The sequence below is a fragment of the Bradyrhizobium murdochi genome, assembly GCF_000472965.1.
In the GTDB taxonomy this organism is placed as follows: Bacteria; Pseudomonadota; Alphaproteobacteria; order Rhizobiales; family Xanthobacteraceae; genus Bradyrhizobium; species Bradyrhizobium murdochi.
Window position 1 is genome coordinate 238045 of record NZ_AXAU01000008.1, and the last position, 23099, is coordinate 261143.

Consider the following 23099-nt stretch of genomic DNA (forward strand, 5'->3'; position numbering starts at 1 on the left):
ATTAAATCATGCCCCGTACAATTACGGATGGAAAACGCTACGCCCGGTTCGCACGATGACAGCGATGATGGCCTACAACTGCATATCGCGATGGTCTGGTGCGCTCGGCGTCTGCGCGATCATCGCCATCATCCGTCCGGCTCATGCCGATCCGCGCACCGTGGTCGAATTGTTCACCTCGCAAGGTTGTTCGTCGTGCCCGCCGGCCGACCAGATCGTCGGCGAGCTCGCCAAGGATCCGTCCATCATCGCGCTGAGCATGCCGATCGACTATTGGGACTATCTTGGCTGGAAGGACACGCTGGCGGACTCGCGTTTCAGCGCGCGTCAGAAGGCCTATTCGCATGTGCGTGGCGATCGTAACCTCTACACGCCGCAGATGATCGTCAACGGCTCGGCGCAGGTGATCGGCAGCGATCGCGCCGCAATCGAAAGCGCCATCAAGAATACCAGCAAGACTGAAGGCGTGATGTCGGTGCCGGTTAAGATGACGTTGTCGGGCAAGCTGCTCAGTATCTCGGTAGAGGCGAGCAAGGTGCCGACGGCGGGCCGGGGCGAAGTCTGGATCTGCTCGGTCTCGAAGGCGGTGCCGATCTCGATCGGGCGCGGCGAGAATCGCGGCCAGCAGATCACCTACTACAACGTGGTGCGCAACCTCGTGAAGGTTGGCGATTGGAACGGCGGTTCGGGAAGCTGGACCATTCCGCTTGAAAATATTTCCCGCGACGGCGTGGACGCCGCGGTCGTCTATGTCCAGGACGGCAGTCGCGACAAGCCGGGCGCGATGCTCGGCGCCGCCATGACGGCGCTGCGCTGATTGGCTTCGGGCTACCGGGCCTAACTTTGTCTCGGAATTAGCGTCGCGCAATCGGCAAAGTTTGAGCCGCGCGTGACATCCGCGAGAACAGTCCCCCAAACGAAAAAGGACCAACTTTCGTTGGCCCAGTATCGGGATTAACTCCCTCCTGCGAACAGGCCCGATCCCGACGGCCCCGGGGGGCTGGGGGCTGAGGAATCCGGAACCGAAAGGACCGGGCCAACGCAGGATTTTCTTTTCGCAATTTAGCGGGGCGGACGGTTGGCGGAAGTAGGGCAGCAATAAGATTCCGCTAACGATCCCGTGAATCGATATTTCCTGGGATATCGGGCCATCCGCCGCAGTTTCCTTCACATTTACACCCCCTTGCGGCGCCCCGCGGTTAGCGCAATCATGTAAATTGGATGACAGGAGGCGCTCCATGACCCTGATATCGGAGGACACCGATCCGAGCGATAGCCGCGCAGTGGCGCGCGTCGCCACTGCGAGCACGCCGCCGAATCGCATCACGTTCAATCGTCTCGAACTCAACCGTATCCTCAATCTGTATGGGCGCATGGTCGCCGACGGCGAGTGGCGCGACTATGCCATCGACTTTCTGAAAGACCGCGCGGTGTTCTCCGTATTCCGCCGCGCTTCCGAAGTTCCGATCTACCGCATCGAGAAAGATCCGCGGCTCGCGCGCAAGCAGGGCATGTACAGCGTGATCTCGGCGACCGGACTGATCCTGCGCCGCGGCCACGAGCTCGAACGCGTGCTGCTGGTGATCGACCGCAAGCTGGCGGTGGTGTAGGCGGGCCGCTGTAGGGTGGGCAAAGGCGCGATCGCGCCGTGCCCACCATCTCTCCCTGGACTCTACCCCAGTGGTGGGCACGCTTCGCTTCGCCCACCCTACAGAACTACTTTGCATGGGGTTGTTTTCGCGATTTTGAGTCTGGCCCTGCCGGTGTACCGCGAAAGAGGCACCACGCGTTATCCAGACTAGAGCCTTTCGGTTCTGATTGAATCAGAACCGGGCTCTAGGTTTTGTTTTGACGCGTTTTCTTGACGCGAACCGGTGTCCACTTCGCTGGAAAACGCTCTACGAAGCGGGGACCGTCGTGCCGCCTTCGCCGAGCGCGCGCTGCATCATGACCGTGTCCAGCCAGCGGCCGAACTTGAGGCCGACATTGCGATGCGTCCCGATCATCTGGAAGCCGCATTTGGTGTGAACGCCGATCGAGCCGGCATTGGCGGAGTCGCCGATGACCGCGATCATCTGCCGGTAGCCGCGCGCCTCGCATTCGGCGATCAGCCGCTGCATCAGTTGCAGGCCGATGCCGCGCCGGTGCGTGGCCGGTTTCAAATAGACCGAATTCTCCACCGTGAAGCGGTAGGCCGGCCGTGGCCGGTAGGGGCCGGCATAGGCGTATCCGATCACCTGGCCTTCGACGGCGGCGACCAAATAGGGAAAGCCGCCATCCGACAGCGTCCTGAATCGCCGGGTCATTTCGGCGAGGTCGGGCGGGACGAGTTCGAACGTGGCGGTGCCGTAGCGCACCGCGTGCTCGTAGATCTCGGTGATGGCGGGGAGGTCGGCCTCGGTGGCGGGCCGGATTTCGGCAGCGGACATGGCAAGAGATTAGAATCTTTTTCGCAGAAAGGAAGTTCCCGTTTGCCGTCAATGCGGGCGATCTTTCCTTCTCCCACAAGAGGAGAGGGGAAGATCGAAGCGACAAAACAAAAGCCCCGGCCGCGAGGCCGGGGCTTTAACTCTTGAACCTGATCGGCAGCGCTTAGTCGCGCTGGCCGAGGAGCTGCAGGAGCAGCGTGAACAGGTTGATGAAGTTCAGGTAGAGCGACAGTGCGCCGGTAATCGCCGCACGCTCTTCAACGTCAGCACCTCCCGAAGCGTAGCCGTAGATGTACTCGTTCTTCAGCCGCTGGGTATCCCAGGCGGTGAGGCCCGCGAACACCAGCACGCCGACCACCGAGACGATGAACTGCAGCATCGAGCTCGCCAGGAACAGGTTGACCAGGCTCGCGATGATGACGCCGATCAGACCCATGAACAGGAACGACCCCATGCCGCTCATGTCACGCTTGGTGGTGTAGCCATAAAGGCTGAGCGCACCGAAGGTCGCCGCGGTGATGAAGAACACCCGAACGATCGAGGTGTGCGTATACACCAGGAAGATCGACGACAGCGAAATGCCCATCAGCGCCGAGAACACCCAGAACAGCATCTGGGCGGTCGCGGGCCGCAGCCGGTTGATGCCGGCCGAGATCGCGAACACCATCGCCAGCGGCGCGAGGATGAACAGCCACTTCAGCGGGCTGACATACATCGCGTAGCCGAACTGCGTCAGGTAGGCGTTGCCGAACCTGGCAGCGGCCCCGGCCTGGTCGGTCGTCACCGCGGCCATGTAGACGCCGAGCGCCGCAAGGCCGGTGATCGCCAGGCCGATGCTCATGTAGTTGTAGATGCGCAGCATGTAGGCGCGCAGACCGGCATCGACGGCCGCGGCGTCAACGCGTCCGGCAGCCCGGCCGAAAGGAGATACGTAGTTACGGTCTAGGTCCGACATGGTCGAATTCCCGTTGGTTGCCCGGCGGAGCGCAAGGGGTTTGCGGCGCCAGTTAGATTTCTATCTCAGATGTCCCGATCTGCCGACGTTAATACTACGAATATTACGTCATCAACCCGGCCAACTGATCTTGGCTGGTATGTGGGAAACTAACACATTCGATGCAAGCTTCCACGCGCGGCTGAATGTCGCTTCTGCCAGCCATTTCCGGGTAAAAGCAGTATTAACCCCGCCTTCTGCCGCTACAAATTGTCACAAATTCCGTAACACGCTGGCCGGCTTTTGGTTCAGGGCCAACAACGTGCCGGCGAGCCCCAGCCCCACCGTGACAATCAGGGCGGCTGCGACCACCCCGGCCGCGCTGCCGGCCTGCCAGATGAAGCTGAGCGTCATCAGCCTGGTCACGATCAGCCACGCCGCGATCGAGCCCGCGATCACGCCGAATATGGCCGTCGCGAGGCCGATCATGAGGTACTCGAGCGCATAGGCCCCGAGCAGACGCACCCGGGTTGCGCCGAGCGTCTTGAGGATGACCGCGTCATAGACCCGGTGGCGATGGCCGGCGGCGAGCGCGCCGCCGAGCACCAGGATCGCCGAGATCAGCGTCACCGCGCTGGCGCCGCGGATGGCTAGCACGAGGTTGGTGACGACGGTGCCGACGGTCTCGAGCGCTTCGCGGACCCGAACGCTGGTCACCATCGGAAAGGCGTCCGCCACCTGCTTGATGATTCGGGCGTCGCCTGCGGGGTCGGGGTGGACCTCGGATAGGGTCGCGACATGACTGTGCGGCGCGCCCTTGAAGGCGTTGGGTGAGAACACCAGCACGAAATTGATGCCGAGCCCCTGCCAGTCGACGTTGCGCAGATTGCTGATTTTGGCCGCGATGTCGCGGCCGAGTACGTTGACGACGATGTCGTCGCCGATCTTGAGCTTCAGCCCGTCGGCGATCTTCTTCTCCAGCGAGACCAGCGGCGGCCCTTTATAGTCCGCACTCCACCACTCGCCTTCGACCACCTTCGAGCCTTTTGGAACTTCGCCGGTATAGGTCAGGCCGCGGTCGCTCTGCAGCACCCATTCGGTATCCTGCGACGGCTTGAGTTCGTCCGCCTTGACGCCGCGGGCGGCAACGATGCGTCCGCGCAGCATCGGCACGTCGTCGACGGTAGATTGCGGCGCGATCTGCTTGAGGAAGGCGCCGAAGCGGTCGGCGTCGGCGGTCGGAATGTCGATGAAGTAGAACGAGGGCGCGCGCTCCGGCAGCGCGGCCAGGAACTGCCGGCGCAGATTGCCGTCGATCTGGGTAATGGTGACGAGGACCGCGAGCCCAAGCCCGAGCGACATCACAACCGACGGCGTCAGCGCGCCGGGCCGGTAGATATTGGCGATTGCCAGCCGCAGCATGGTGATGCTGGACCGCGGCAGGCGCCGCGCCAGCGCCATCAGGCCGGCGGCGACGCCGCGCAACAGCGCAAACACCGCAACCGAAGCGACGACGAACACGGCGGCGACCCGCTTGTCATAGGCCAGCCCGATCGCGACCGTGACCAGGAGTACGATCACCACGGCCATCAGCGCGAGATAGCTCCAGCGCGGTCGGTGCCATTCGCGGGCGACCTCTTCGCGGAACAATGCCGCGACCGGGACATCATGGACCCGGCCGAGCGGCCACAGCCCGAAGGCGAGCGCAGTGAGCAGGCCGTAGAGGAACGACAGCGCCAGCTCGTCGGCGTGCAGAGCAGGGATCACCGGCAGCGGCAGTAGCTTGCCGAACAGGCCGACGATGACAAACGGCAAGGCCGCGCCGGCGGCAAGCCCGATCATCGAGCCGATCCCGGCGAGCACGATCACCTGCGTCAGGTAGATGGTGAAGACGTCGCGCCCGGTGGCGCCAAGCGCCTTGAACGATGCAATGACGTCGCGGCGGCGATCGATATGGCTCTTGACGGCGTTGGCGACGCCGACGCCGCCGACCAGTAGGGCCGCGAGGCCAACCAGCGTCAGGAATTGGGTGAAGCGGTTGATGGTGCGTTCGAGCTGCGGCGAGGCATTGTCGCGGCTGCGGATCCACCAGCCGGCTTCCGGCAAGGCACTTCGGGCGCTGCTGACCAACTGGGCAGCGGCGCGTTCGTCGGCCGCATTGTCCGGCAATTTTACCCGGTACATCCAGCGCACCAGGCTGCCCGGCTGCAGCAATCCGCTGGCGCGCAGGCTCTGCTCGCTGACCAATACGCGCGGGCCCAGGCCGACATTGCCGGCGAGCTTGTCCGGCTCGGCGCCAACCACGCTGCGAATCTGGACCGTGGCGTTGCCGATGCCGATGCGGTCGCCGAGCTTGAGATCGAGCCGCGCCAGCAGGGTGGAATCGACCGCCGCGCCGAACGCGCCATCGCGTTCGGCCAGCAGATCCGACATCGGCATCTGGGGATCAAGCGTCAACTGTCCGAGCATCGGATAGTTGCCGTCGACCGCCTTGAGCTCGACCAGCGCCAGCTTGCCGTCGCTGGCGCGGGCCATCACCCGCAGCGCGGCCGCAACCGACACCTGGCCCCGCGCGCGCAGGAAGGCGAGTTCCTCCGGCTTGGCTTCGCGCTGGATCAGCGAGAATGCGACATCGCCGCCGAGCAATGTTCGGCCCTCGCGGGTCAGACCCTCGCTAAGGCTGGCCGCCACCGAGCCGACGCCGGCAATTGCCATGACGCCGAGCGCGATGCACGCGATGAAGACGTAAAAGCCACGCAGGCCGCCGCGCAATTCGCGAAGCGCGTAGCGCAGCGCCAGCGAGGATGCGCGGCTCTTGTAGACCGGTTCGGAAATCGCCGTCATGAGTGCCCATCGATTCGGCCCGAGCGCAGCCGCACCACCCGGTCGCAGCGCTGCGCCAGCGAACTGTCGTGCGTCACCAGCACCAGCGTCATGCCGCGCTCGGCATGTTTGGTGAACAGCATGTCGACGATCTGCTTGCCGGTGGTTTCATCGAGATTGCCGGTCGGCTCGTCTGCGACCAGAATGGCGGGATCAGGTGCCAGGGCGCGAGCCAGCGCCACGCGCTGCTGTTCGCCACCCGACAATTGAGTCGGGTAATGATGCAGGCGCTCGCCGAGGCCGACCGACGCCAATTCCTTCGCCGCGCGCTCCGCCGCGTCGGGACTACCGGCAAGCTCCAGCGGCACGGACACGTTTTCCAGCGCCGTCATGGTCGGGATCAGGTGAAACGACTGGAACACGATGCCGACCTGGCGGCCGCGGAAGCGGGCCAGCGCATCCTCGTCGAGGGCATTGAACGGCGTGCCGTTGACTACCACCTCTCCGCTGTCAGGACGTTCCAACCCCGCCATCACCATCAGCAAGGTCGATTTGCCCGAACCTGACGGCCCGATCAGGCCGATCGCCTCGCCGGATGCCACACGAAGGCTGATATCTTTCAGGATATGAACGCGGGCGGCGCCTGTGCCGAGCGAGAGGTTGACGTTGGAGATGGAAATGGTGTCCGGCCCGACGCCGGTCAGTGAAGAGGGTTCGATGAGACTGTCCATGGCTCGGTCATATGGCACTTCCACCGCTCGGGTCGAGGGCTTGAAACGGATGTTTGCGCACATACGCGTGTTGATTGTGGCTTTGATGACGGCCGGGCCGGTTTTGGTCCAGACTCAAGCCCCGGCCACTGCATCCGATAAACCGGTTAAAATGGTCGTCCTCGGTGATTCCTTGAGCGCTGGCCTCGGCCTGTCTGCGCCGGCGGCGTTCCCCGCCCGCCTGCAAAAAGCGTTAAGCGACAAGGGGATAAAGGTCGATATGGTCAACGCCGGGGTGTCCGGCGATACCACATCCGGCGGCCGCGACCGGCTGGACTGGTCGATCCCGGAGGGAACCGAGGCGGTGATTCTCGAACTCGGCGCCAACGATGCGCTCCGCGGGATCGACCCGGCCGTCACCCGCGCGGCACTGAGCGATATCCTGGCCCGGCTGAAGGCGCGCAAGATCGCGGTTCTTTTGTGTGGCATGCTTGCGCCGCCCAATTACGGCAGCGAGTACGCCCAGCGCTTCAACGCGATCTATCCCGAGCTTGCCAAATCCTTCGGCGTTCCGCTCTACCCGTTCTTCCTGGAAGGGGTTGCCGCCGAGGCCAAGCTCAACCAGGCCGACGGAATTCATCCGACCGCCGAGGGGGTCGATATCATCGTCAAGAATATTCTGCCCATGGTTGAGGCATTTATCGGCACGATATCCGGGCAGCGGAGTTGAAAAAGCAGCAACGAATGAGGTTACCCCAAGGTTTTCCCGTAGCATTGCGGAGTGCGCGCCCCGCGTGCTTCGCAGAGTCACATAAGTCGGATAGAAAATAACTATCGGTGATTCGTCACCGGGCGCTGTTACAGGACATGGTCCTTTTCAAGGTCATGCCCAAGCATCGGGAGTCATGCGATGCCGCGTTTGTTTGCTGGACTGGAAATTCCGGCCGAGATCGGCCAGAGCCTTTCCAATTTGCGTGGCGGCCTTCCTGGCGCACGCTGGATCGATCCCGAAAATTATCACGTCACCTTGCGCTTCATCGGCGATATCGACGGCATGTCGGCGAATGAAATCGCCTCGATGCTGTTTCGGGTCAACCGCAAGCCGTTCGAGGTCAAGGTGCAGGGCCTGCAGAGCTTTGGCGGCAAGAAACCGCGCGCAGTGGTCGCTTCCGTCGAGCCGAGCAGGCCGCTGATCGAGCTGCAGGCCGAACTCGAACGGCTGATGCAGCGGCTTGGGCTCGATCCCGAGGGGCGCAAATTCATTCCCCATGTGACGCTGGCGCGGCTGCATGACGCCTCCAGCCAGGACGTTGCCGATTATCTCTCGGTGCGCGGCTATTTCCCGAGCCGCACGTTCTGGGCTTCGCGCTTCGTGTTGTTTTCCTCGCGCGCTTCCACCGGCGGTGGGCCTTATGTGGTCGAGGATTCCTATGCGCTGAGCGCGTGAGGGCAGACGCTGGCCGCCTTTCCGCTGTCATCATCCGCGAAAGCGAAAGCGGATGATCCGGTATACCAGAGACGCTTCGGATAGAACCGAGAAGCCACAGCGTACTGGATACGCGCTTTCGCGGGCATGACGGGCTGTGTTTGCATACCCCCAGCACCAATTCACGGCTTGCAATTTTCGCACGCTTGAGGCCGAAAGGGGCCATGCTGTCGACTGACCCCACCTCGTTCCGCGCACACTATCAGGCCCTGGTTTCCTCCGGCGCGATCGAGGCCGATCCCGCGCAGGCGGAAGCTGCCGAGGCGTTTGCCGCACTTGAGGAGCGGCTGTCGAGCTACAAGCCGGCGCGCAAGTTGAGCCTGCTCGGCCGATTGTTCGGCGACAAAAGCGAGCCGCCGCCGCGCGGGCTTTACATTCACGGCGAGGTCGGCCGCGGCAAGACCATGCTGATGGACCTGTTCTTTCAGCAGTGCCCGGTCCAGCGCAAGCGCCGCGCTCATTTCCACGAATTCATGGCCGAGGCGCATGAGAAGATCTACGCCTATCGCCAGAATATCGCGCGCGGTGAAATCGAAGATAGCGACGTGATCGAGCTGACGGCCAACGCGATCTTCGACGAGGCGTGGCTGCTGTGCTTCGACGAATTCCACGTCACCGACATCGCCGATGCCATGATCCTGGGGCGGCTGTTCTCAAAACTGTTCGAACTCGGCACCGTCGTGGTCGCGACTTCGAACGTCGCCCCCGAAGACCTCTACAAGGGTGGGCTCAACCGCGCGCTGTTCCTGCCGTTCATCTCGCAGATCGAAGACCGCATGGACGTGCTGCGGCTCGATGCCCGCACCGATTTCCGGCTGGAAAAACTGGCCGGCGTGAAGATGTGGCTGGTGCCGCCGGATGATGAAGCTGGCGCCGCGCTCGACCGCGCCTGGCGCAAGATGACCGGCAACGCGCCGTGCAAGCCGCGCGACATTGCGATCAAGGGCCGCGTCCTGCGGGTGCCCTGTTCGGCGCACGGCGTAGCGCGATTTTCCTTTGCCGATATCTGCGAAAAGCCGCTGGCCGTGTCAGACTATCTGCGGCTGGCGCACGATTATCACACCATCCTGATCGATCGCATTCCAGTGATGGATTACGCCGAGCGCAACGCCGCCAAGCGCTTTATCTCGCTGATCGACACGCTCTATGACAATGCAGTGAAACTGATGGCGTCGGCCGAGGCCGATCCGGTGTCGCTGTATGTCGCTGCCGAGGGCGTTGAAGCCAACGAGTTCAAGCGGACCGCGTCGCGTCTGATCGAAATGAGTTCCGAATCCTATTTGGCGCTCCCGCATGGCCGGAAGGATTCTGCGGCCAGCGGATCGAGCACCGGGCTGGTGGAGACGTAGTCTCTTCCGTCATTGGTCTTTCCCCGTCATTGCGAGGAGCAAAGCGACGAAGCAATCCATCTATCCCCGGGTGGAGAGGTGGATTGCTTCGCTTCGCTTGCAATGACGGGGATGACGGTCGTGGCATACCTGACCGAATTCAAGGCGCGGCCTTAGAATCGGGCATGCCCCGGCTTGAACCGGCCATTCGAAAGGGATAACCAGCCATCCGACTGATGATCCACCCCTCACTCTTCGTCTCAGAAGGACAAATTTCCCATGGCGCGCGACAAGATTGCTTTGATTGGCTCCGGTCAGATCGGCGGAACGCTGGCTCACCTCGTCGGCCTGAAGGAGCTTGGCGACGTCGTGATGTTCGACATCGCCGAGGGCGTCCCCCAGGGTAAAGCGCTCGACATCGCGCAATCTTCTCCGGTCGACGGTTTCGACGCGCATCTCACTGGGGCCAATTCCTATGAGGCGCTCGATGGCGCCAAGGTCTGCATCGTCACCGCCGGCGTGCCGCGCAAGCCCGGCATGAGCCGCGACGATCTCTTGAGCATCAACCTCAAAGTCATGGAGCAGGTCGGCGCCGGTATTAAGAAGTATGCGCCCGATGCGTTCGTTATCTGCATCACCAACCCGCTGGATGCGATGGTGTGGGCGCTGCAGAAGGCTTCCGGTCTGCCGCACAAGAAGGTGGTCGGCATGGCCGGCGTGCTCGACTCCGCGCGGTTCCGCTACTTCCTGGCCGACGAATTCCACGTCTCGGTCGAGGACGTCACCGCTTTCGTGCTCGGCGGCCATGGCGACACCATGGTGCCGCTGACGCGCTACTCCACGGTCGCCGGCATTCCGCTGCCTGATTTGGTCAAGATGGGCTGGACCTCGCAGGCCCGCATCGACGAGATCGTCGACCGCACCCGCAACGGCGGCGCCGAGATCGTCAATCTCCTGAAGACCGGTTCGGCATTCTACGCGCCGGCCGCTTCGGCGATCGCGATGGCCGAGAGCTATCTGAAGGACAAGAAGCGGGTGCTGCCCTGCGCCGCCTATCTCAATGGCGAATACAGCGTAAAGGACATGTATGTCGGCGTCCCCGTCGTGATCGGTTCGAAGGGCGTCGAGCGCATCGTCGAGATCGAGCTGGCTGGCAAGGATCGCGAAGCCTTCGACAAGTCGGTCGGCGCGGTTCAAGGTCTGGTCGACGCCTGCAAGAAGATCGCGCCCGACCTGCTCGGTCGTTGATTTTATTCGGCTTTCGCCCCTTGTTGGGGCGAAAGCTTTTTCAGGGTTGCAGTAATATTGGTATATGGTATGCCAACTACCAATGCCGGTGAACTGTAGAACTCGCCGCTAGGGATTTTGGGGAGCGTCCAAATGAATATCCACGAATACCAGGCCAAGGCTCTGCTGCATGAATTCGGCGTGCCGATTTCGCGCGGCGCGCCTGTCTTGAAGGCCTCGGATTCGGAAGCCGCCGCCAAACAGCTTCCCGGCCCGATCTGGGTGGTGAAGAGCCAGATCCATGCCGGCGGTCGCGGCAAGGGCAAATTCAAGGAAGCTTCCGCCGGCGACAAGGGCGGCGTCCGCATCGCGAAATCAGTCGCCGAGGTCAACGAATTCGCCAAGCAAATGCTGGGGGCGACGCTGGTCACGGTGCAGACCGGCCCGCAAGGCAAGCAGGTCAATCGCCTCTACATCGAGGAAGGCTCCGACATCGACAAGGAGTTTTATCTCTCAATCCTGGTCGATCGTGAAACTTCTAAAGTCGCGTTCGTGGTCTCGACCGAAGGCGGCGTCAATATCGAGGACGTCGCCCACAACACGCCTGAGAAGATCGTGACCTTCTCCGTTGATCCGGCAACCGGCATCATGGCTCATCACGGCCGCACGGTCGCCAAAGCCCTGAAGCTCACCGGCGATCTCGCCAAGCAGGCGGAGAAGCTGGTGACGCAGCTCTACACGGCCTTCGTTGCCAAGGACATGGCGATGCTGGAGATCAATCCGCTCGTCGTCACCAAGCAGGGCGAACTGCGCGTGCTCGATGCCAAGGTATCGTTCGATGACAACGCGCTGTTCCGCCATCCCGAAGTGTCGGTGGCCTTGCGCGATTTGACCGAGGAAGACGCCAAGGAAGTCGAGGCGTCGAAGTATGATCTCAACTACGTCACGCTCGACGGCACCATCGGCTGCATGGTCAACGGCGCCGGTCTTGCGATGGCGACCATGGACATCATCAAGCTCTACGGCATGGAGCCCGCCAACTTCCTCGACGTCGGCGGCGGCGCCAGCAAGGAGAAGGTGGCGGCGGCGTTCAAGATCATCACTGCCGATCCGAACGTGAAGGGCATCCTGGTCAATATCTTCGGCGGCATCATGAAGTGCGATATCATTGCTGAGGGCGTGGTCGCCGCGGTGAAGGAAGTCGGCCTGAAAGTGCCGCTGGTGGTGCGGCTCGAAGGCACCAATGTCGACGCCGGCAAGCAGATCATCCGCGAATCCGGCCTCAACGTGGTACCTGCCGACAATCTCGACGATGCCGCACAGAAAATCGTGAAAGCCGTCAAAGGAGGCTAGCGATGCCTGACCGTCTCGCCGCTCCGACACCGCTGGAAGAACACCGCCGGCTCGCGGTTTTTGCGGGCGAGTGGGCGGGCGAGGAAATGGTCTACCCGTCGCGCTGGACCGCGGGCGGTCCGGCGACCTCGCATGTGGTCGCACGGATGGATCTTAACGGGTTCTACCTGATTCAGGATGCCCGCCAGATGCGCGACGGCAAGGAGACTTTCGCCACCCACGGCGTGTTCACCTATGACCGTGACGACCGGACCTACAAATTATTCTGGCACGATTCGCTTGGCTACTATTCGCCGGCACCTGCCTCCGGCGCCTGGGTCGGCAACAAGCTGACCCTGGTGCGCGGCTCGCTGCGCGGCAATGCGCGCCACGTCTATGAAGTCGCCGACGACAACAACTACACCATGAAGATCCAGTTCTCGCCTGATGCCGAAGGATGGGCCGACGTGCTCACCGGCACGTACCGGCGCATTCATTAACCCCCTCGTTCACGGTCACCGAAGAAAGCGTTCGCAATCATGTCCGTTCTGATCGACAGCAACACCAAAGTCATCTGTCAGGGTTTCACCGGCAAGAACGGCACGTTCCATTCGGAAGCCGCGATCGCGTACGGCACCAAAATGGTCGGCGGCACCTCGCCGGGCAAAGGCGGCTCGACCCATCTCGGCTTGCCCGTCTTCGACACCGTTCGTGAGGCGCGCGAGAGGACCGGCGCTGACGCCAGCGTCATCTATGTCCCGCCGCCGGGTGCGGCAGACGCGATCTGCGAAGCGATCGATGCGGAGGTTCCGCTGATCGTCTGCATTACCGAGGGCATTCCGGTGCTGGACATGGTGCGCGTGAAGCGTTCGTTGTCGGGATCGAAATCGCGCCTGATCGGGCCGAACTGCCCGGGTGTGATGACCGCGGGCGAATGCAAGATCGGCATCATGCCGGCCAATATCTTCAAACCGGGCAGCGTCGGGATCGTTTCCCGTTCGGGCACGTTGACCTATGAGGCCGTGTTCCAGACCACCCAGGAGGGCCTCGGCCAGACCACCGCGGTCGGCATCGGCGGCGACCCGGTCAAGGGTACCGAGTTCATCGACGTGCTGGAGATGTTCCTCAAGGACGAGAAAACCACCTCGATCATCATGATCGGTGAAATCGGCGGCTCGGCCGAGGAAGACGCCGCCCAATTTATCAAGGACGAGGCCAAGCGCGGCCGGAAAAAGCCGATGGTTGGCTTCATCGCCGGCGTCACCGCCCCTCCCGGCCGCCGCATGGGCCATGCCGGCGCCATCATTTCCGGCGGCAAGGGCGACGCCGGCTCCAAGACGGCGGCCATGGAAGCGGCCGGAATTACGGTGTCTCCGTCTCCGGCACGACTCGGACATACCCTTGCCGAAAAATTGAAATCTTAATTCAGTTCTTGGTCCTTTTAGACGGGAATATCCGTCTTAAATAGGGTAAAGCTTCTTACCGAGCTGGTTCGGGCCTTCCGGACCGGCTACAGCGCCGTTTTCCATGCGCAAAGCGAAACTCACCAGGACGTCATCATGTCTCGCCAGGACGCGAACGCAGCATTTGCCCTTTCCTCTTTTCTGCAAGGCACCAACGCCACCTATATCGACGAGCTCTACGCCCGCTACGAGCAGGACCCCGGCTCGGTCGACAGCGACTGGCAGGAATTCTTCAAGAGCCTGAAAGACCCCTCGGCCGACGTCCAGAAGAACGCCGAGGGCCCGTCCTGGGGCCGCGACAACTGGCCGATCACGCCGCAGGACGAACTGACCTCGGCGCTGGACGGTAACTGGGTCACCGTCGAGAAGGCCGTTGGCGCCAGGCTGGCCGCCAAGGCGCAGGCCAAGGGCGCCGAACTGTCCCCTGCCGACGTCAACCAGGCGACGCGCGACTCGGTTCGCGCCCTGATGCTGATCCGCGCCTACCGCATGCGCGGACATTTCCACGCCAAGCTCGATCCGCTCGGCATCGAGGCGCCGCGCGATCGCGAGGAGCTTGATCCGCGGACCTACGGCTTCACCGAGGCCGATTTCGACCGCAAGATCTTCCTCGACCATGTGCTCGGCCTCGAATACGGCACGCTGCGCGAGATCGTCGCGATCTGCGAGCGCACCTACTGCCAGACGCTCGGCGTCGAGTTCATGCACATCTCGAACGCGGCGCAGAAGGCCTGGATCCAGGAACGCATCGAGGGTCCGGACAAGGAAATCAGTTTTACGCCGGAAGGGCGCCGCGCCATCCTCAACAAGCTGATCGAAGCCGAAGGTTTCGAAAAATTCTGCGATCTCAAATTCACCGGCACCAAGCGTTTCGGTCTCGACGGCGCTGAATCGCTGATCCCGGCGCTCGAGCAGATCATCAAGCGCGGCGGCAATCTCGGCGTAAAGGAAATCGTGCTCGGCATGCCGCACCGCGGCCGCCTCAACGTGCTGACCCAGGTGATGGGCAAATCGCACCGCGCGCTGTTCCATGAATTCAAGGGCGGCTCCGCCAATCCCGAGGACGTCGAAGGCTCCGGCGACGTCAAGTATCACCTCGGCGCATCAAGCGACCGCGAGTTCGACGGCAACAAGATCCATCTGTCGCTGACCGCCAACCCCTCGCATCTCGAAATCGTCGATCCGGTCGTGCTCGGCAAAGTGCGCGCCAAGCAGGATCAGCACGGCGATCCGCCCGACATGCGCATCTCGGTGCTGCCGCTGCTCTTGCATGGCGACGCGGCGTTCGCGGGGCAGGGCGTGGTGGCGGAATGCTTCAGCCTCTCCGACCTGAAGGGCTATCGCACCGGCGGTTCGTTGCATTTCATCGTCAACAACCAGATCGGCTTCACCACCTATCCGCGCTATTCGCGCTCCTCGCCATATCCGTCCGACGTGGCGAAGATGATCGATGCGCCGATCTTCCACGTGAACGGCGACGATCCGGAAGCGGTGGTGTTCGCCGCCAAGGTCGCGATCGAGTTCCGGCAGAAATTCCACAAGCCGGTCGTGATCGACATGTTTTGCTACCGTCGGCACGGCCATAACGAAGGCGACGAGCCGGCGTTTACCCAGCCGGTGATGTACAAGCACATCGCCTCGCATCCGTCGACGCTCGAACTCTACGCCAAGCGCCTGGTCACCGACGGCGTGCTGACCGAAGGCGAGGTCGGGAAGGCGAAGGCCGACTGGCGCGCGCGGCTCGATGCCGAGCTCGAGGCAGGCTCCGGCTACAAGCCCAACAAGGCTGACTGGCTCGACGGAAAATGGGCCGGCTTCAAATCCGCCGACCAGGAAGAAGACGCCCGCCGCGGCGTCACCGGCGTCAATGTCGGTATCCTCAAGGATATCGGCCGCAAGATCACCAAGGTGCCGGACGGTTTCCGGGTTCACCGCACGATCCAGCGTTTCCTGGAAAACCGCGCCAAGGCCATCGACAACGGTGTCGGCATCGACTGGGCGACCGGCGAAGCGCTGGCTTTCTGCACGTTGATGCAGGAAGGCCACCACGTCCGGCTATCCGGCCAGGATTCCGAACGCGGCACCTTCTCGCAGCGCCATTCGGTGCTGATCGACCAGGAAGACGAGAGCCGCTACACGCCGTTCAACCACCTTGGCCACGATCAGGGCCATTACGAGGTCATCAACTCGCTGCTGTCCGAAGAGGCGGTGCTCGGCTTCGAGTACGGTTATTCGCTGGCCGAGCCGAAGGCGCTGGCGATGTGGGAAGCCCAGTTCGGCGACTTCGCCAACGGTGCGCAGGTGCTGTTCGACCAGTTCATCTCATCCGGCGAACGCAAATGGCTGCGCATGTCCGGTCTCGTCTGCCTGCTGCCACATGGCTATGAAGGGCAGGGACCGGAGCATTCCTCGGCGCGGCTCGAGCGTTTCCTGCAGATGTGCGCCGAAGACAACATGCAGGTGGTGTATCCGACCACGCCGGCGAATTACTTCCACGTGCTACGGCGCCAGTTACATCGCGAGATCCGCAAGCCGCTGATCGTGATGACGCCGAAGTCGCTGTTGCGGCACAAGCGCGCGGTTTCGCGGCTCGACGAACTGAGCGCGGACACCACCTTCCACCGCATTCTGTACGATGACGCGCAAATGCTGACAGACGAGAAGACCAGGCTGGCGCCGGACGACAAAATCCGCCGCGTCGTGCTGTGTTCGGGCAAAGTCTATTACGATCTCTACGAGGAGCGCGAGAAGCGTGGCATCGACGACATCTACCTCCTGCGCATCGAGCAGCTCTATCCGGTGCCGTTGAAGGCGCTGGTACAGGAGCTCGGCCGCTTCAAGAATGCGGAAGTGGTGTGGTGCCAGGAAGAGCCGCGCAACATGGGCGCATGGCACTTCATCGAGCCCTATCTGGAATGGGTGCTGAACCAGATCCACGCGCCGAACCGGCGTCCGCGTTACGCTGGCCGCGCCGCCTCGGCGGCAACCGCCACCGGTTTGATGTCGAAGCATCTGGCGCAGCTCAAGGCCATGCTGGATGAGGCGCTGAACTAGCCTTCTTATCCTGTGTCATGCCCCGCGAAGGCGGGGCATCCAGTACCCGATGGCGCTCGAATTCGACTACGACCGTCCCGGCGTACTGGATCGCCCGCCTACGCGGGCGATGACCACTTTGGAATTAAATGACGCTTAAGGTTACTGAGGAAACCATACCATGACTGAAATTCGTGTTCCGACGCTCGGCGAGTCCGTGACGGAAGCCACCATCGGCCGCTGGTTCAAGAAGGCCGGCGACGCGGTGGCGGTGGATGAGCCGCTGGTCGAGCTCGAGACCGACAAGGTCACCATCGAAGTGCCGGCGCCATCCGCCGGCGTGCTCGGCGAGATCGCGGCCAAGGACGGCGAGACCGTCGCCGTCGGCGCGCTGCTCGGACAGATCAATGAAGGCGCGGCCGGCGCCGCCAAGCCGGCCGCGGCCGCACCCGCCAAGGCCGCCGCTCCGGCTGCAGCGCCCGCCGCTGCGCCTGCTGCGGCTCCGAAGGCTGCGGCAGCAGACGCGCCGCTGGCGCCCTCGGTGCGCAAACTTTCCGCCGAGAGCGGCATCGATGCCGCGACCGTGCCCGGCTCCGGCAAGGACGGCCGCGTCACCAAGGGCGACATGCTGGCCGCGATCGAGAAAGCGGCGTCGGCGCCGACCCCGGTAAATCAGCCGGCCGCTTCCGTGCAGGTCCGCGCGCCATCGCCGGCCGATGATGCCGCGCGCGAAGAGCGCGTGAAGATGACGCGGCTGCGCCAGACCATCGCGCGGCGGCTGAAGGACGTGCAGAACACCGCTGCGATGCTCACGACCTTCAACGAGGTCGACATGAGCCACATCATGGCGATGCGCGCGCAGTACAAGGACGTGTTCGAGAAGAAGCATGGCAGTAAGCTTGGCTTCATGGGCTTCTTCACCAAGGCGGTGGTGCAGGCGCTGAAGGACATCCCGGCCGTCAATGCCGAGATCGATGGCTCTGACCTGATCTACAAGAACTACTACCACATCGGCGTCGCCGTCGGCACCGACAAGGGCCTGGTCGTGCCGGTGGTGCGCGACTGCGACCACAAGTCGATATCCGACATCGAGAAGTCGATCGCCGATTTCGGCCGCCGCGCCCGCGACGGCCAGCTCAAGATCGACGAGATGCAGGGCGGCACCTTCACCATCACCAATGGCGGTATCTACGGCTCGCTGATGTCGACGCCGATCCTCAACGCCCCGCAGTCCGGCATCCTCGGCATGCACAAGATTCAGGAGCGGCCGATGGTGGTCGGTGGCAAGATCGAGGTCCGCCCGATGATGTATCTGGCGCTCTCCTATGATCACCGCGTGATCGACGGCAAGGAGGCGGTGACGTTCCTGGTGCGCGTCAAGGAGAGCCTGGAAGATCCGGCGCGCCTGGTGCTGGATCTCTGACACAACACGCTTGCCGGCGCCGGCACTCACGCCGGCGTCACAAGCCGTGGATCATGCACGTTGATTTGTGGGGCCTGATGTGACGGACAAGGTTGTTGTGATCACTGGCGGCAGCCGCGGCATCGGCCGTGCGGCCGCAATCGCCGCCGCCGCGCGCGGTTTTCGCGTCGTGGTCGGCTACGCCAGCAATGAAGCCGCGGCGAAGGAAGTCGTTTCGCAGATCGAACGCAAGAACGGCAAGGCGATCGCCGTGAAATGCGACGTCGGCAGCGAGGCGGACATTCTCGCGCTGTTCAAGGCCGCCGACGAATTCGGAACGCTTGGCGCGCTCGTCAACAATGCCGGCATTGTCGGCCCGTCGATACGAGTCGAGGACATGTCGGCCGAGCGCATTCAGCGCATGATGGCGGTCAACGTCACCGGCAGCATCCTGTGCGCGCGCGAAGCCGTGAAGCGGATGTCGACCCGCAACGGCGGCGCGGGCGGAGTCATCGTCAATCTTTCCTCGGTCGCGGCGAAACTCGGGTCCCCCAATACGTATGTGGATTATGCGGCGTCCAAGGGCGCGGTTGATTCCTTCACCATCGGCCTTGGCTATGAGGTTGCCGGAGAGGGCATTCGGGTCGCCGCGATCCGGCCTGGACTGATCGATACGGATATTCATGCTTCCGGCGGCGAACCCGATCGCGCGCATCGGCTCGCGCATATGGTGCCGATGAAGCGCGTCGGTACTGCGGAAGAAATCGCCAACGCCATCGTCTGGTTGATTTCGGACGAGGCTTCCTACGTCACCAGCGCCATCCTGGATGTATCGGGCGGCCGGTAACACCTGACACCTTATCTTAAGCTAACAGGACTTCATCATGGCTTCCTACGATCTCGTCGTCATCGGCACCGGTCCGGGCGGATATGTCTGCGCGGTGCGCGCGGCGCAACTCGGCATGAAAGTGGCCGTGGTCGAGAAAAACGCGACGCTGGGCGGCACCTGCCTCAATGTCGGTTGCATGCCGTCGAAGGCGCTGCTGCATGCCTCCGAAATGTTCGAGGAAGCCGGACATTCCTTTGCCAAGATGGGCGTCAGCATTTCCGCGCCAAAGCTCGATCTGCCGGCGATGATGAATTTCAAGCAGCAGGGCATCGACGGCAACGTCAAGGGCGTCGATTTCCTGATGAAGAAGAACAAGATCGACGTCCTCTACGGCGCCGGCAAGATCCTTAGCGCCGGCAAGGTCGAGGTCAACGCTAACGGCAAGTCGCAGACGGTCGAGACCAGGAACATCGTCATCGCCACTGGCTCCGACATCGCGCGGCTGAAGGGCATCGAGATCGACGAGAAGCGCGTGGTGTCGTCGACCGGCGCGCTGTCGCTCGCGAAGGTGCCGGAGAAGCTTCTGATCATCGGCGCAGGCGTGATCGGGCTGGAGCTCGGCTCGGTCTGGAAACGGCTTGGTGCCGAGGTCATGGTCGTCGAATTCCTCGATCGCATCCTGCCCGGTATGGACGGGGAAGTCGCAAAGCAATTCCAGCGCCTCCTCGAAAAGCAGGGCTTTGCATTCAAGCTCGGCGCCAAGGTGACGGCGGTCGACGCCTCCGGCAAGATGTTGAAGGCGACGGTGGAGCCGGCGGCGGGCGGCGCAGCGGAAACGATTGAGACCGACGTGGTGCTGGTGTGCATCGGCCGCGTGCCCTACACCGAAGGGCTCGGCTGCAAGGAAGCCGGCATCGCGCTCGACAACCGCGGCCGCGTGCAGATCGACGCGCATTTTTCGACCAGCGTGAAGGGCGTCTATGCGATCGGCGACGTCGTGGCGGGACCGATGCTCGCGCACAAGGCCGAGGATGAAGGCGTTGCCTGCGCCGAGATCATTGCAGGGCAGGCGGGCCACATGAACTACGATGTTATCCCAAACGTCGTGTATACCACGCCCGAAGTGTCGTCGGTCGGCAAGACCGAGGAAGAGCTGAAGCAGGCCGGCGTTGCCTACACCTCAGGCAAATTCCCGTTCACCGCCAACGGCCGCTCCAAGGTCAACCAGACCACTGAGGGTTTTGTGAAGGTTCTCGCGGATGCGAAGACCGATCGCGTGCTCGGCGTGCACATTGTCGGCCGCGAGGCCGGCGAAATGATTCAGGAAGCCGCTGTTCTCATGGAGTTTGGCGGTTCTGCCGAGGATCTGGCGCGGACCTGTCACGCGCATCCGACCCGCTCGGAAGCGATCAAGGAAGCCGCGCTTGCGGTCGGCAAGCGCGCCATCCATATGTAATCGGAACCCGATACATGCTGGGTAAGAGCGATAAACCCTCATGGTGAGGAGCGCGAAGCGCGTCTCGAACCATGAGGTCCCGTCCGTGGCCTACATCCTTCGAGACGCCCTGCGGGCTCCTCAGGATGAGAGGACACAGTAGAACTATCCCATTCCCGAAAACACCATGCTTTGAACATAGAGATCGAGCGGCGCGACCAATCAAGGACCTCATTCCTCTCTAGAGATCACGATCGATGATGCGCCGCCTACTTCAGCCGTTCTGGGTCCTGCTTGCGGTCATCTTCCTGATCGAAGCTTGGCTGTGGGATCATCTCGAGCCGATCGTCGAGCGCATCGTTGCGCTGATTCCGCTTCGCGCCTTCAAGCGATGGCTGTCCGATCGGGTCGACGCGCTGTCGCCGGCGATGACGCTGATCGTATTTGCGGTGCCGGTGATTCCACTGTTTCCGCTCAAGCTGGCCGGGCTCTGGCTACTGGCGCACCAATACTGGTTCAGCGCCGCGGTTGTGATCGTGTTCGGCAAATTGCTCGGCGTCGGCGTCACCGCGTTCATCTTCGACGTCACGCGGCCGAAGCTGCTGCAAATGGCGTGGTTCAAGAAGACCTATGAATTCGTCATGGCGATGCGCGCCAAGGCGGCCGCCCTAGTCCATCCAATCAAGCAGCGCATCCGGGAAATCTTGCGTGGCGACGGTGATAGCTGGTCATCGCGCATGCTGCGCACGATCGCGCGCTTCCGCAAGAGCGTGCACGAGGCACGGTAGTTCTTCACTGTCGTTGCCCGGCTTAACCGGGCAATCCAGTATCCCAGAGAAGGTCGTGCTTGAGCCGACAGGCCGCGGCGTACTGGATCACCCGCCGGAGCCTGTCATCGGGCGGCCATTCGGCCGACCCGTTGGCGGGTGATGACAACCTCAATGCAAATGCAGCAGATGCGGGGCGTAGAGGCCGAGCGCGGTGATGCCGATGCCGGCGATTGCCAATATGCCGGAGACCCAGGCCAGCACGATCATGCCGGTGATGATGGTGGCGGACGCCAGCACGATGCCGATCTGGAAGGCGGCTGAAGCGATTTCGTAGTGGTGATATTTTGCGGTCGCCTCGTCGCGCTCGTGCTCGGCGCGCTTGGCGCGTTTTGCCAACTCTTCCGAACCTTCGCCGGTCTCCGGCTCCGAGCGATAGCGCTGCGCAGTCTTATTCCAGTCGTCGATCTGCTTTTGCAGCGCCGCCTTTGCGCCATCGTCGCCGACGGTGCCGAGGCTGAGCTTGGCGTGTTCAGCGGTCGCCTGCACCACGGTGCGGCGGATGCTCTTGGCCTGGAAGAATGCCCAGAGATTCGAAGCCTCGACATTCTTGCTGATGGCTTCGGTCTGTGCGCCCTTGCCCAGCGTTTCCGACAGCGCCAGAAACAGGGCGATCACCGCGATCAGCAACGCGATCTTCTTGTTCGACCCCGAAGCGTGCTCGGCATGCTCCGCATGCTCCATGCTTTCATGTGCCCCCATAAATTCCTCCTGCCAGAATGACGGCGCACGATTGCCGGAACCGCAACACGAGCGCAAGAGGCAAGCTAAGAGGCCATCGATGTGACGGGAGTATGTCGGCGCCGAGCGCTGAGATTCATCCGCGCGGGTGCGCGCTCTTGTACACTTCCAAGAGCCGCTCGCTGTCGATCCCGGTGTAGATCTGCGTGGTCGAGAGCGAGGCGTGGCCGAGCAATTCCTGGATCGCGCGCAGATCGCCGCCGCGGCTGAGCAGATGGGTTGCGAAAGAATGCCGCAGCGCGTGCGGGGTGGCGCTGTCGGGTAGCCCCAGCGCGCCGCGCAGTCGCTCCATGGTGAGCTGGATGATCCGTGGGGAAAGCGGCCCGCCGCGCGAGCCGACGAAGATCGGGCCGGCCGGCGGCAATGAGTGCGGGCACATCGCAACGTAATCGGCGATCAGCGCCAGCACATTTTGCAACACCGGCACCATGCGGGTCTTGTTGCCCTTGCCGGTGACGATAATGACATCGCCTTCGCCCGGTCTGGGCACGTCCTGGCGTTTCAGTCCCAGCGCTTCGGAGATGCGCAGGCCCGATCCATAAAGCAGCGCCATCACCGCGGCGTCGCGCGCGAGAATCCAGGGATCACGTTCCTCGCCGATGCGCTCGTCAGCATCGGCAAAGCGCTTGGCGGCAGCCATCTGGATTGGCTTCGGCAGGCTTTTTGCAATTTTCGGCGCGCGGATCGCGGACAAGGCTCCGACCTTGCCTTTGCCTTCCCGTTCGAGATAGCGGCCGAACGACCGCAGGCCGGCCAGCGCCCGCATCAGTGAGCGCCCGGCGATGTCGTCGGCGCGGCGCATCGCCATGAAAGCCCTGACGTCGGTGGCTTCCAGCGCTGCAAACCTCTTCAACGTGACCCTGTCGCCCCAATGTTCGGCGAGGAAAGTGAGGCATTGGCGGAGGTCGCGGGCGTAGGCTTCGAGCGTCTTTGGCGATAGCCGCCGTTCGGCGCGCAGATGCGTCAGCCAGCGCGTCGTCTCCCGCGCGAGGCCGTCGTCGACGCAATCGAGCTCGATCGCTTGCAGTGGCGGAACTTCCCTGGCCATCATCCTTGCCTTCGAGAGCTTGCCTTGAGAGCTTGTCTTGGAGACGGTGATT

General features: G+C 62.8%; 20 protein-coding genes. 14 read left to right on the forward strand and 6 right to left on the reverse strand.

Going from position 1 to position 23099, the window contains the following annotated elements; genetic code table 11:
- Nucleotides 1-55 precede the first annotated feature (55 nt).
- Both YUO_RS0117675 and YUO_RS0117680 read left to right on the forward strand, forming a co-directional pair.
- Entirely contained in the window at nucleotides 56-817 is a 762-nt protein-coding gene (locus YUO_RS0117675) for a DUF1223 domain-containing protein (RefSeq protein WP_028348487.1), read from the forward strand.
- A 421-nt stretch (nucleotides 818-1238) separates the two neighbouring features.
- Nucleotides 1239-1610 (forward strand): DUF2794 domain-containing protein, encoded by a 372-nt coding sequence (locus YUO_RS0117680; RefSeq protein ID WP_028348488.1) that lies wholly within the window; start codon nucleotides 1239-1241, stop codon nucleotides 1608-1610.
- Nucleotides 1611-1898: 288 nt separating this feature from the next.
- Here YUO_RS0117680 and YUO_RS0117685 read toward each other — a convergent pair whose 3' ends face one another.
- The 4 genes from YUO_RS0117685 to YUO_RS0117700 form a co-directional block, all read right to left on the reverse strand.
- Nucleotides 1899-2429 carry a GNAT family N-acetyltransferase gene (locus tag YUO_RS0117685; RefSeq protein ID WP_028348489.1) on the reverse strand — a complete coding sequence of 177 codons (531 nt, stop codon included), beginning with the start codon at nucleotides 2427-2429 and terminating at the stop codon, nucleotides 1899-1901.
- 163 nt (nucleotides 2430-2592) lie between these two features.
- A complete protein-coding gene (locus YUO_RS0117690; protein ID WP_028348490.1) occupies nucleotides 2593-3384 on the reverse strand; it encodes a Bax inhibitor-1/YccA family protein in 792 nt (263 codons plus the stop codon).
- A gap of 252 nt (nucleotides 3385-3636) precedes the next feature.
- Nucleotides 3637-6207: an ABC transporter permease gene (locus tag YUO_RS0117695; protein ID WP_028348491.1), complete on the reverse strand. Its 2571-nt coding sequence runs from the start codon at nucleotides 6205-6207 to the stop codon at nucleotides 3637-3639.
- Nucleotides 6204-6917: an ABC transporter ATP-binding protein gene (locus tag YUO_RS0117700; protein WP_028348492.1), complete on the reverse strand. Its 714-nt coding sequence runs from the start codon at nucleotides 6915-6917 to the stop codon at nucleotides 6204-6206. The genes YUO_RS0117695 and YUO_RS0117700 overlap by 4 nt, the downstream gene beginning before the upstream one ends.
- On the opposite strand from YUO_RS0117700, the gene YUO_RS0117705 reads away from it, so the two are divergent.
- The 12 genes from YUO_RS0117705 (at nucleotide 6916) to YUO_RS0117760 (ending at nucleotide 21219) form a co-directional block, all read left to right on the forward strand.
- Nucleotides 6916-7626 (forward strand): arylesterase, encoded by a 711-nt coding sequence (locus YUO_RS0117705; RefSeq protein WP_198028048.1) that lies wholly within the window; start codon nucleotides 6916-6918, stop codon nucleotides 7624-7626. The genes YUO_RS0117700 and YUO_RS0117705 overlap by 2 nt on opposite strands.
- 180 nt (nucleotides 7627-7806) lie before the next feature.
- Nucleotides 7807-8343 carry an RNA 2',3'-cyclic phosphodiesterase gene (thpR, locus tag YUO_RS0117710; RefSeq protein WP_028348494.1) on the forward strand — a complete coding sequence of 179 codons (537 nt, stop codon included), beginning with the start codon at nucleotides 7807-7809 and terminating at the stop codon, nucleotides 8341-8343.
- A 203-nt stretch (nucleotides 8344-8546) separates the two neighbouring features.
- A complete protein-coding gene (zapE, locus tag YUO_RS0117715) occupies nucleotides 8547-9731 on the forward strand; it encodes a cell division protein ZapE (protein ID WP_028348495.1) in 1185 nt (394 codons plus the stop codon).
- Between the two features lie 258 nt (nucleotides 9732-9989).
- Nucleotides 9990-10958, forward strand: coding sequence for a malate dehydrogenase (mdh, locus tag YUO_RS0117720; RefSeq protein ID WP_028348496.1), 969 nt, complete (start codon nucleotides 9990-9992; stop codon nucleotides 10956-10958).
- Nucleotides 10959-11090: 132 nt separating this feature from the next.
- A complete protein-coding gene (gene sucC / locus YUO_RS0117725; protein ID WP_028348497.1) occupies nucleotides 11091-12290 on the forward strand; it encodes an ADP-forming succinate--CoA ligase subunit beta in 1200 nt (399 codons plus the stop codon).
- A gap of 2 nt (nucleotides 12291-12292) precedes the next feature.
- The gene (locus tag YUO_RS0117730) at nucleotides 12293-12769 is read left to right on the forward strand and encodes a DUF1579 family protein (RefSeq protein ID WP_028348498.1); all 477 of its coding nucleotides are present in this window, start codon (nucleotides 12293-12295) and stop codon (nucleotides 12767-12769) included.
- 39 nt (nucleotides 12770-12808) lie between these two features.
- Nucleotides 12809-13693: a succinate--CoA ligase subunit alpha gene (gene sucD, locus YUO_RS0117735; protein WP_028348499.1), complete on the forward strand. Its 885-nt coding sequence runs from the start codon at nucleotides 12809-12811 to the stop codon at nucleotides 13691-13693.
- 135 nt (nucleotides 13694-13828) lie between these two features.
- Nucleotides 13829-16786, forward strand: coding sequence for a 2-oxoglutarate dehydrogenase E1 component (locus tag YUO_RS0117740; protein ID WP_028348500.1), 2958 nt, complete (start codon nucleotides 13829-13831; stop codon nucleotides 16784-16786).
- 160 nt (nucleotides 16787-16946) lie between these two features.
- Entirely contained in the window at nucleotides 16947-18188 is a 1242-nt protein-coding gene (odhB, locus tag YUO_RS0117745) for a 2-oxoglutarate dehydrogenase complex dihydrolipoyllysine-residue succinyltransferase (protein WP_028348501.1), read from the forward strand.
- A 79-nt stretch (nucleotides 18189-18267) separates the two neighbouring features.
- A complete protein-coding gene (locus YUO_RS0117750; RefSeq protein ID WP_028348502.1) occupies nucleotides 18268-19014 on the forward strand; it encodes an SDR family oxidoreductase in 747 nt (248 codons plus the stop codon).
- Between the two features lie 37 nt (nucleotides 19015-19051).
- Nucleotides 19052-20452, forward strand: a complete 1401-nt coding sequence (lpdA, locus tag YUO_RS0117755; protein ID WP_028348503.1) for a dihydrolipoyl dehydrogenase — start codon at nucleotides 19052-19054, stop codon at nucleotides 20450-20452.
- Between the two features lie 236 nt (nucleotides 20453-20688).
- Nucleotides 20689-21219 carry a hypothetical protein gene (locus YUO_RS0117760; protein ID WP_028348504.1) on the forward strand — a complete coding sequence of 177 codons (531 nt, stop codon included), beginning with the start codon at nucleotides 20689-20691 and terminating at the stop codon, nucleotides 21217-21219.
- A gap of 150 nt (nucleotides 21220-21369) precedes the next feature.
- Here YUO_RS0117760 and YUO_RS0117765 read toward each other — a convergent pair whose 3' ends face one another.
- Together YUO_RS0117765 and YUO_RS0117770 are read right to left on the reverse strand one after the other, a co-directional pair.
- A complete protein-coding gene (locus tag YUO_RS0117765; RefSeq protein WP_028348505.1) occupies nucleotides 21370-21960 on the reverse strand; it encodes a DUF4337 domain-containing protein in 591 nt (196 codons plus the stop codon).
- A 115-nt stretch (nucleotides 21961-22075) separates the two neighbouring features.
- Nucleotides 22076-23047, reverse strand: coding sequence for a tyrosine recombinase XerC (locus YUO_RS0117770; RefSeq protein ID WP_028348506.1), 972 nt, complete (start codon nucleotides 23045-23047; stop codon nucleotides 22076-22078).
- Between the last annotated feature and the right edge of the window lie 52 nt (nucleotides 23048-23099).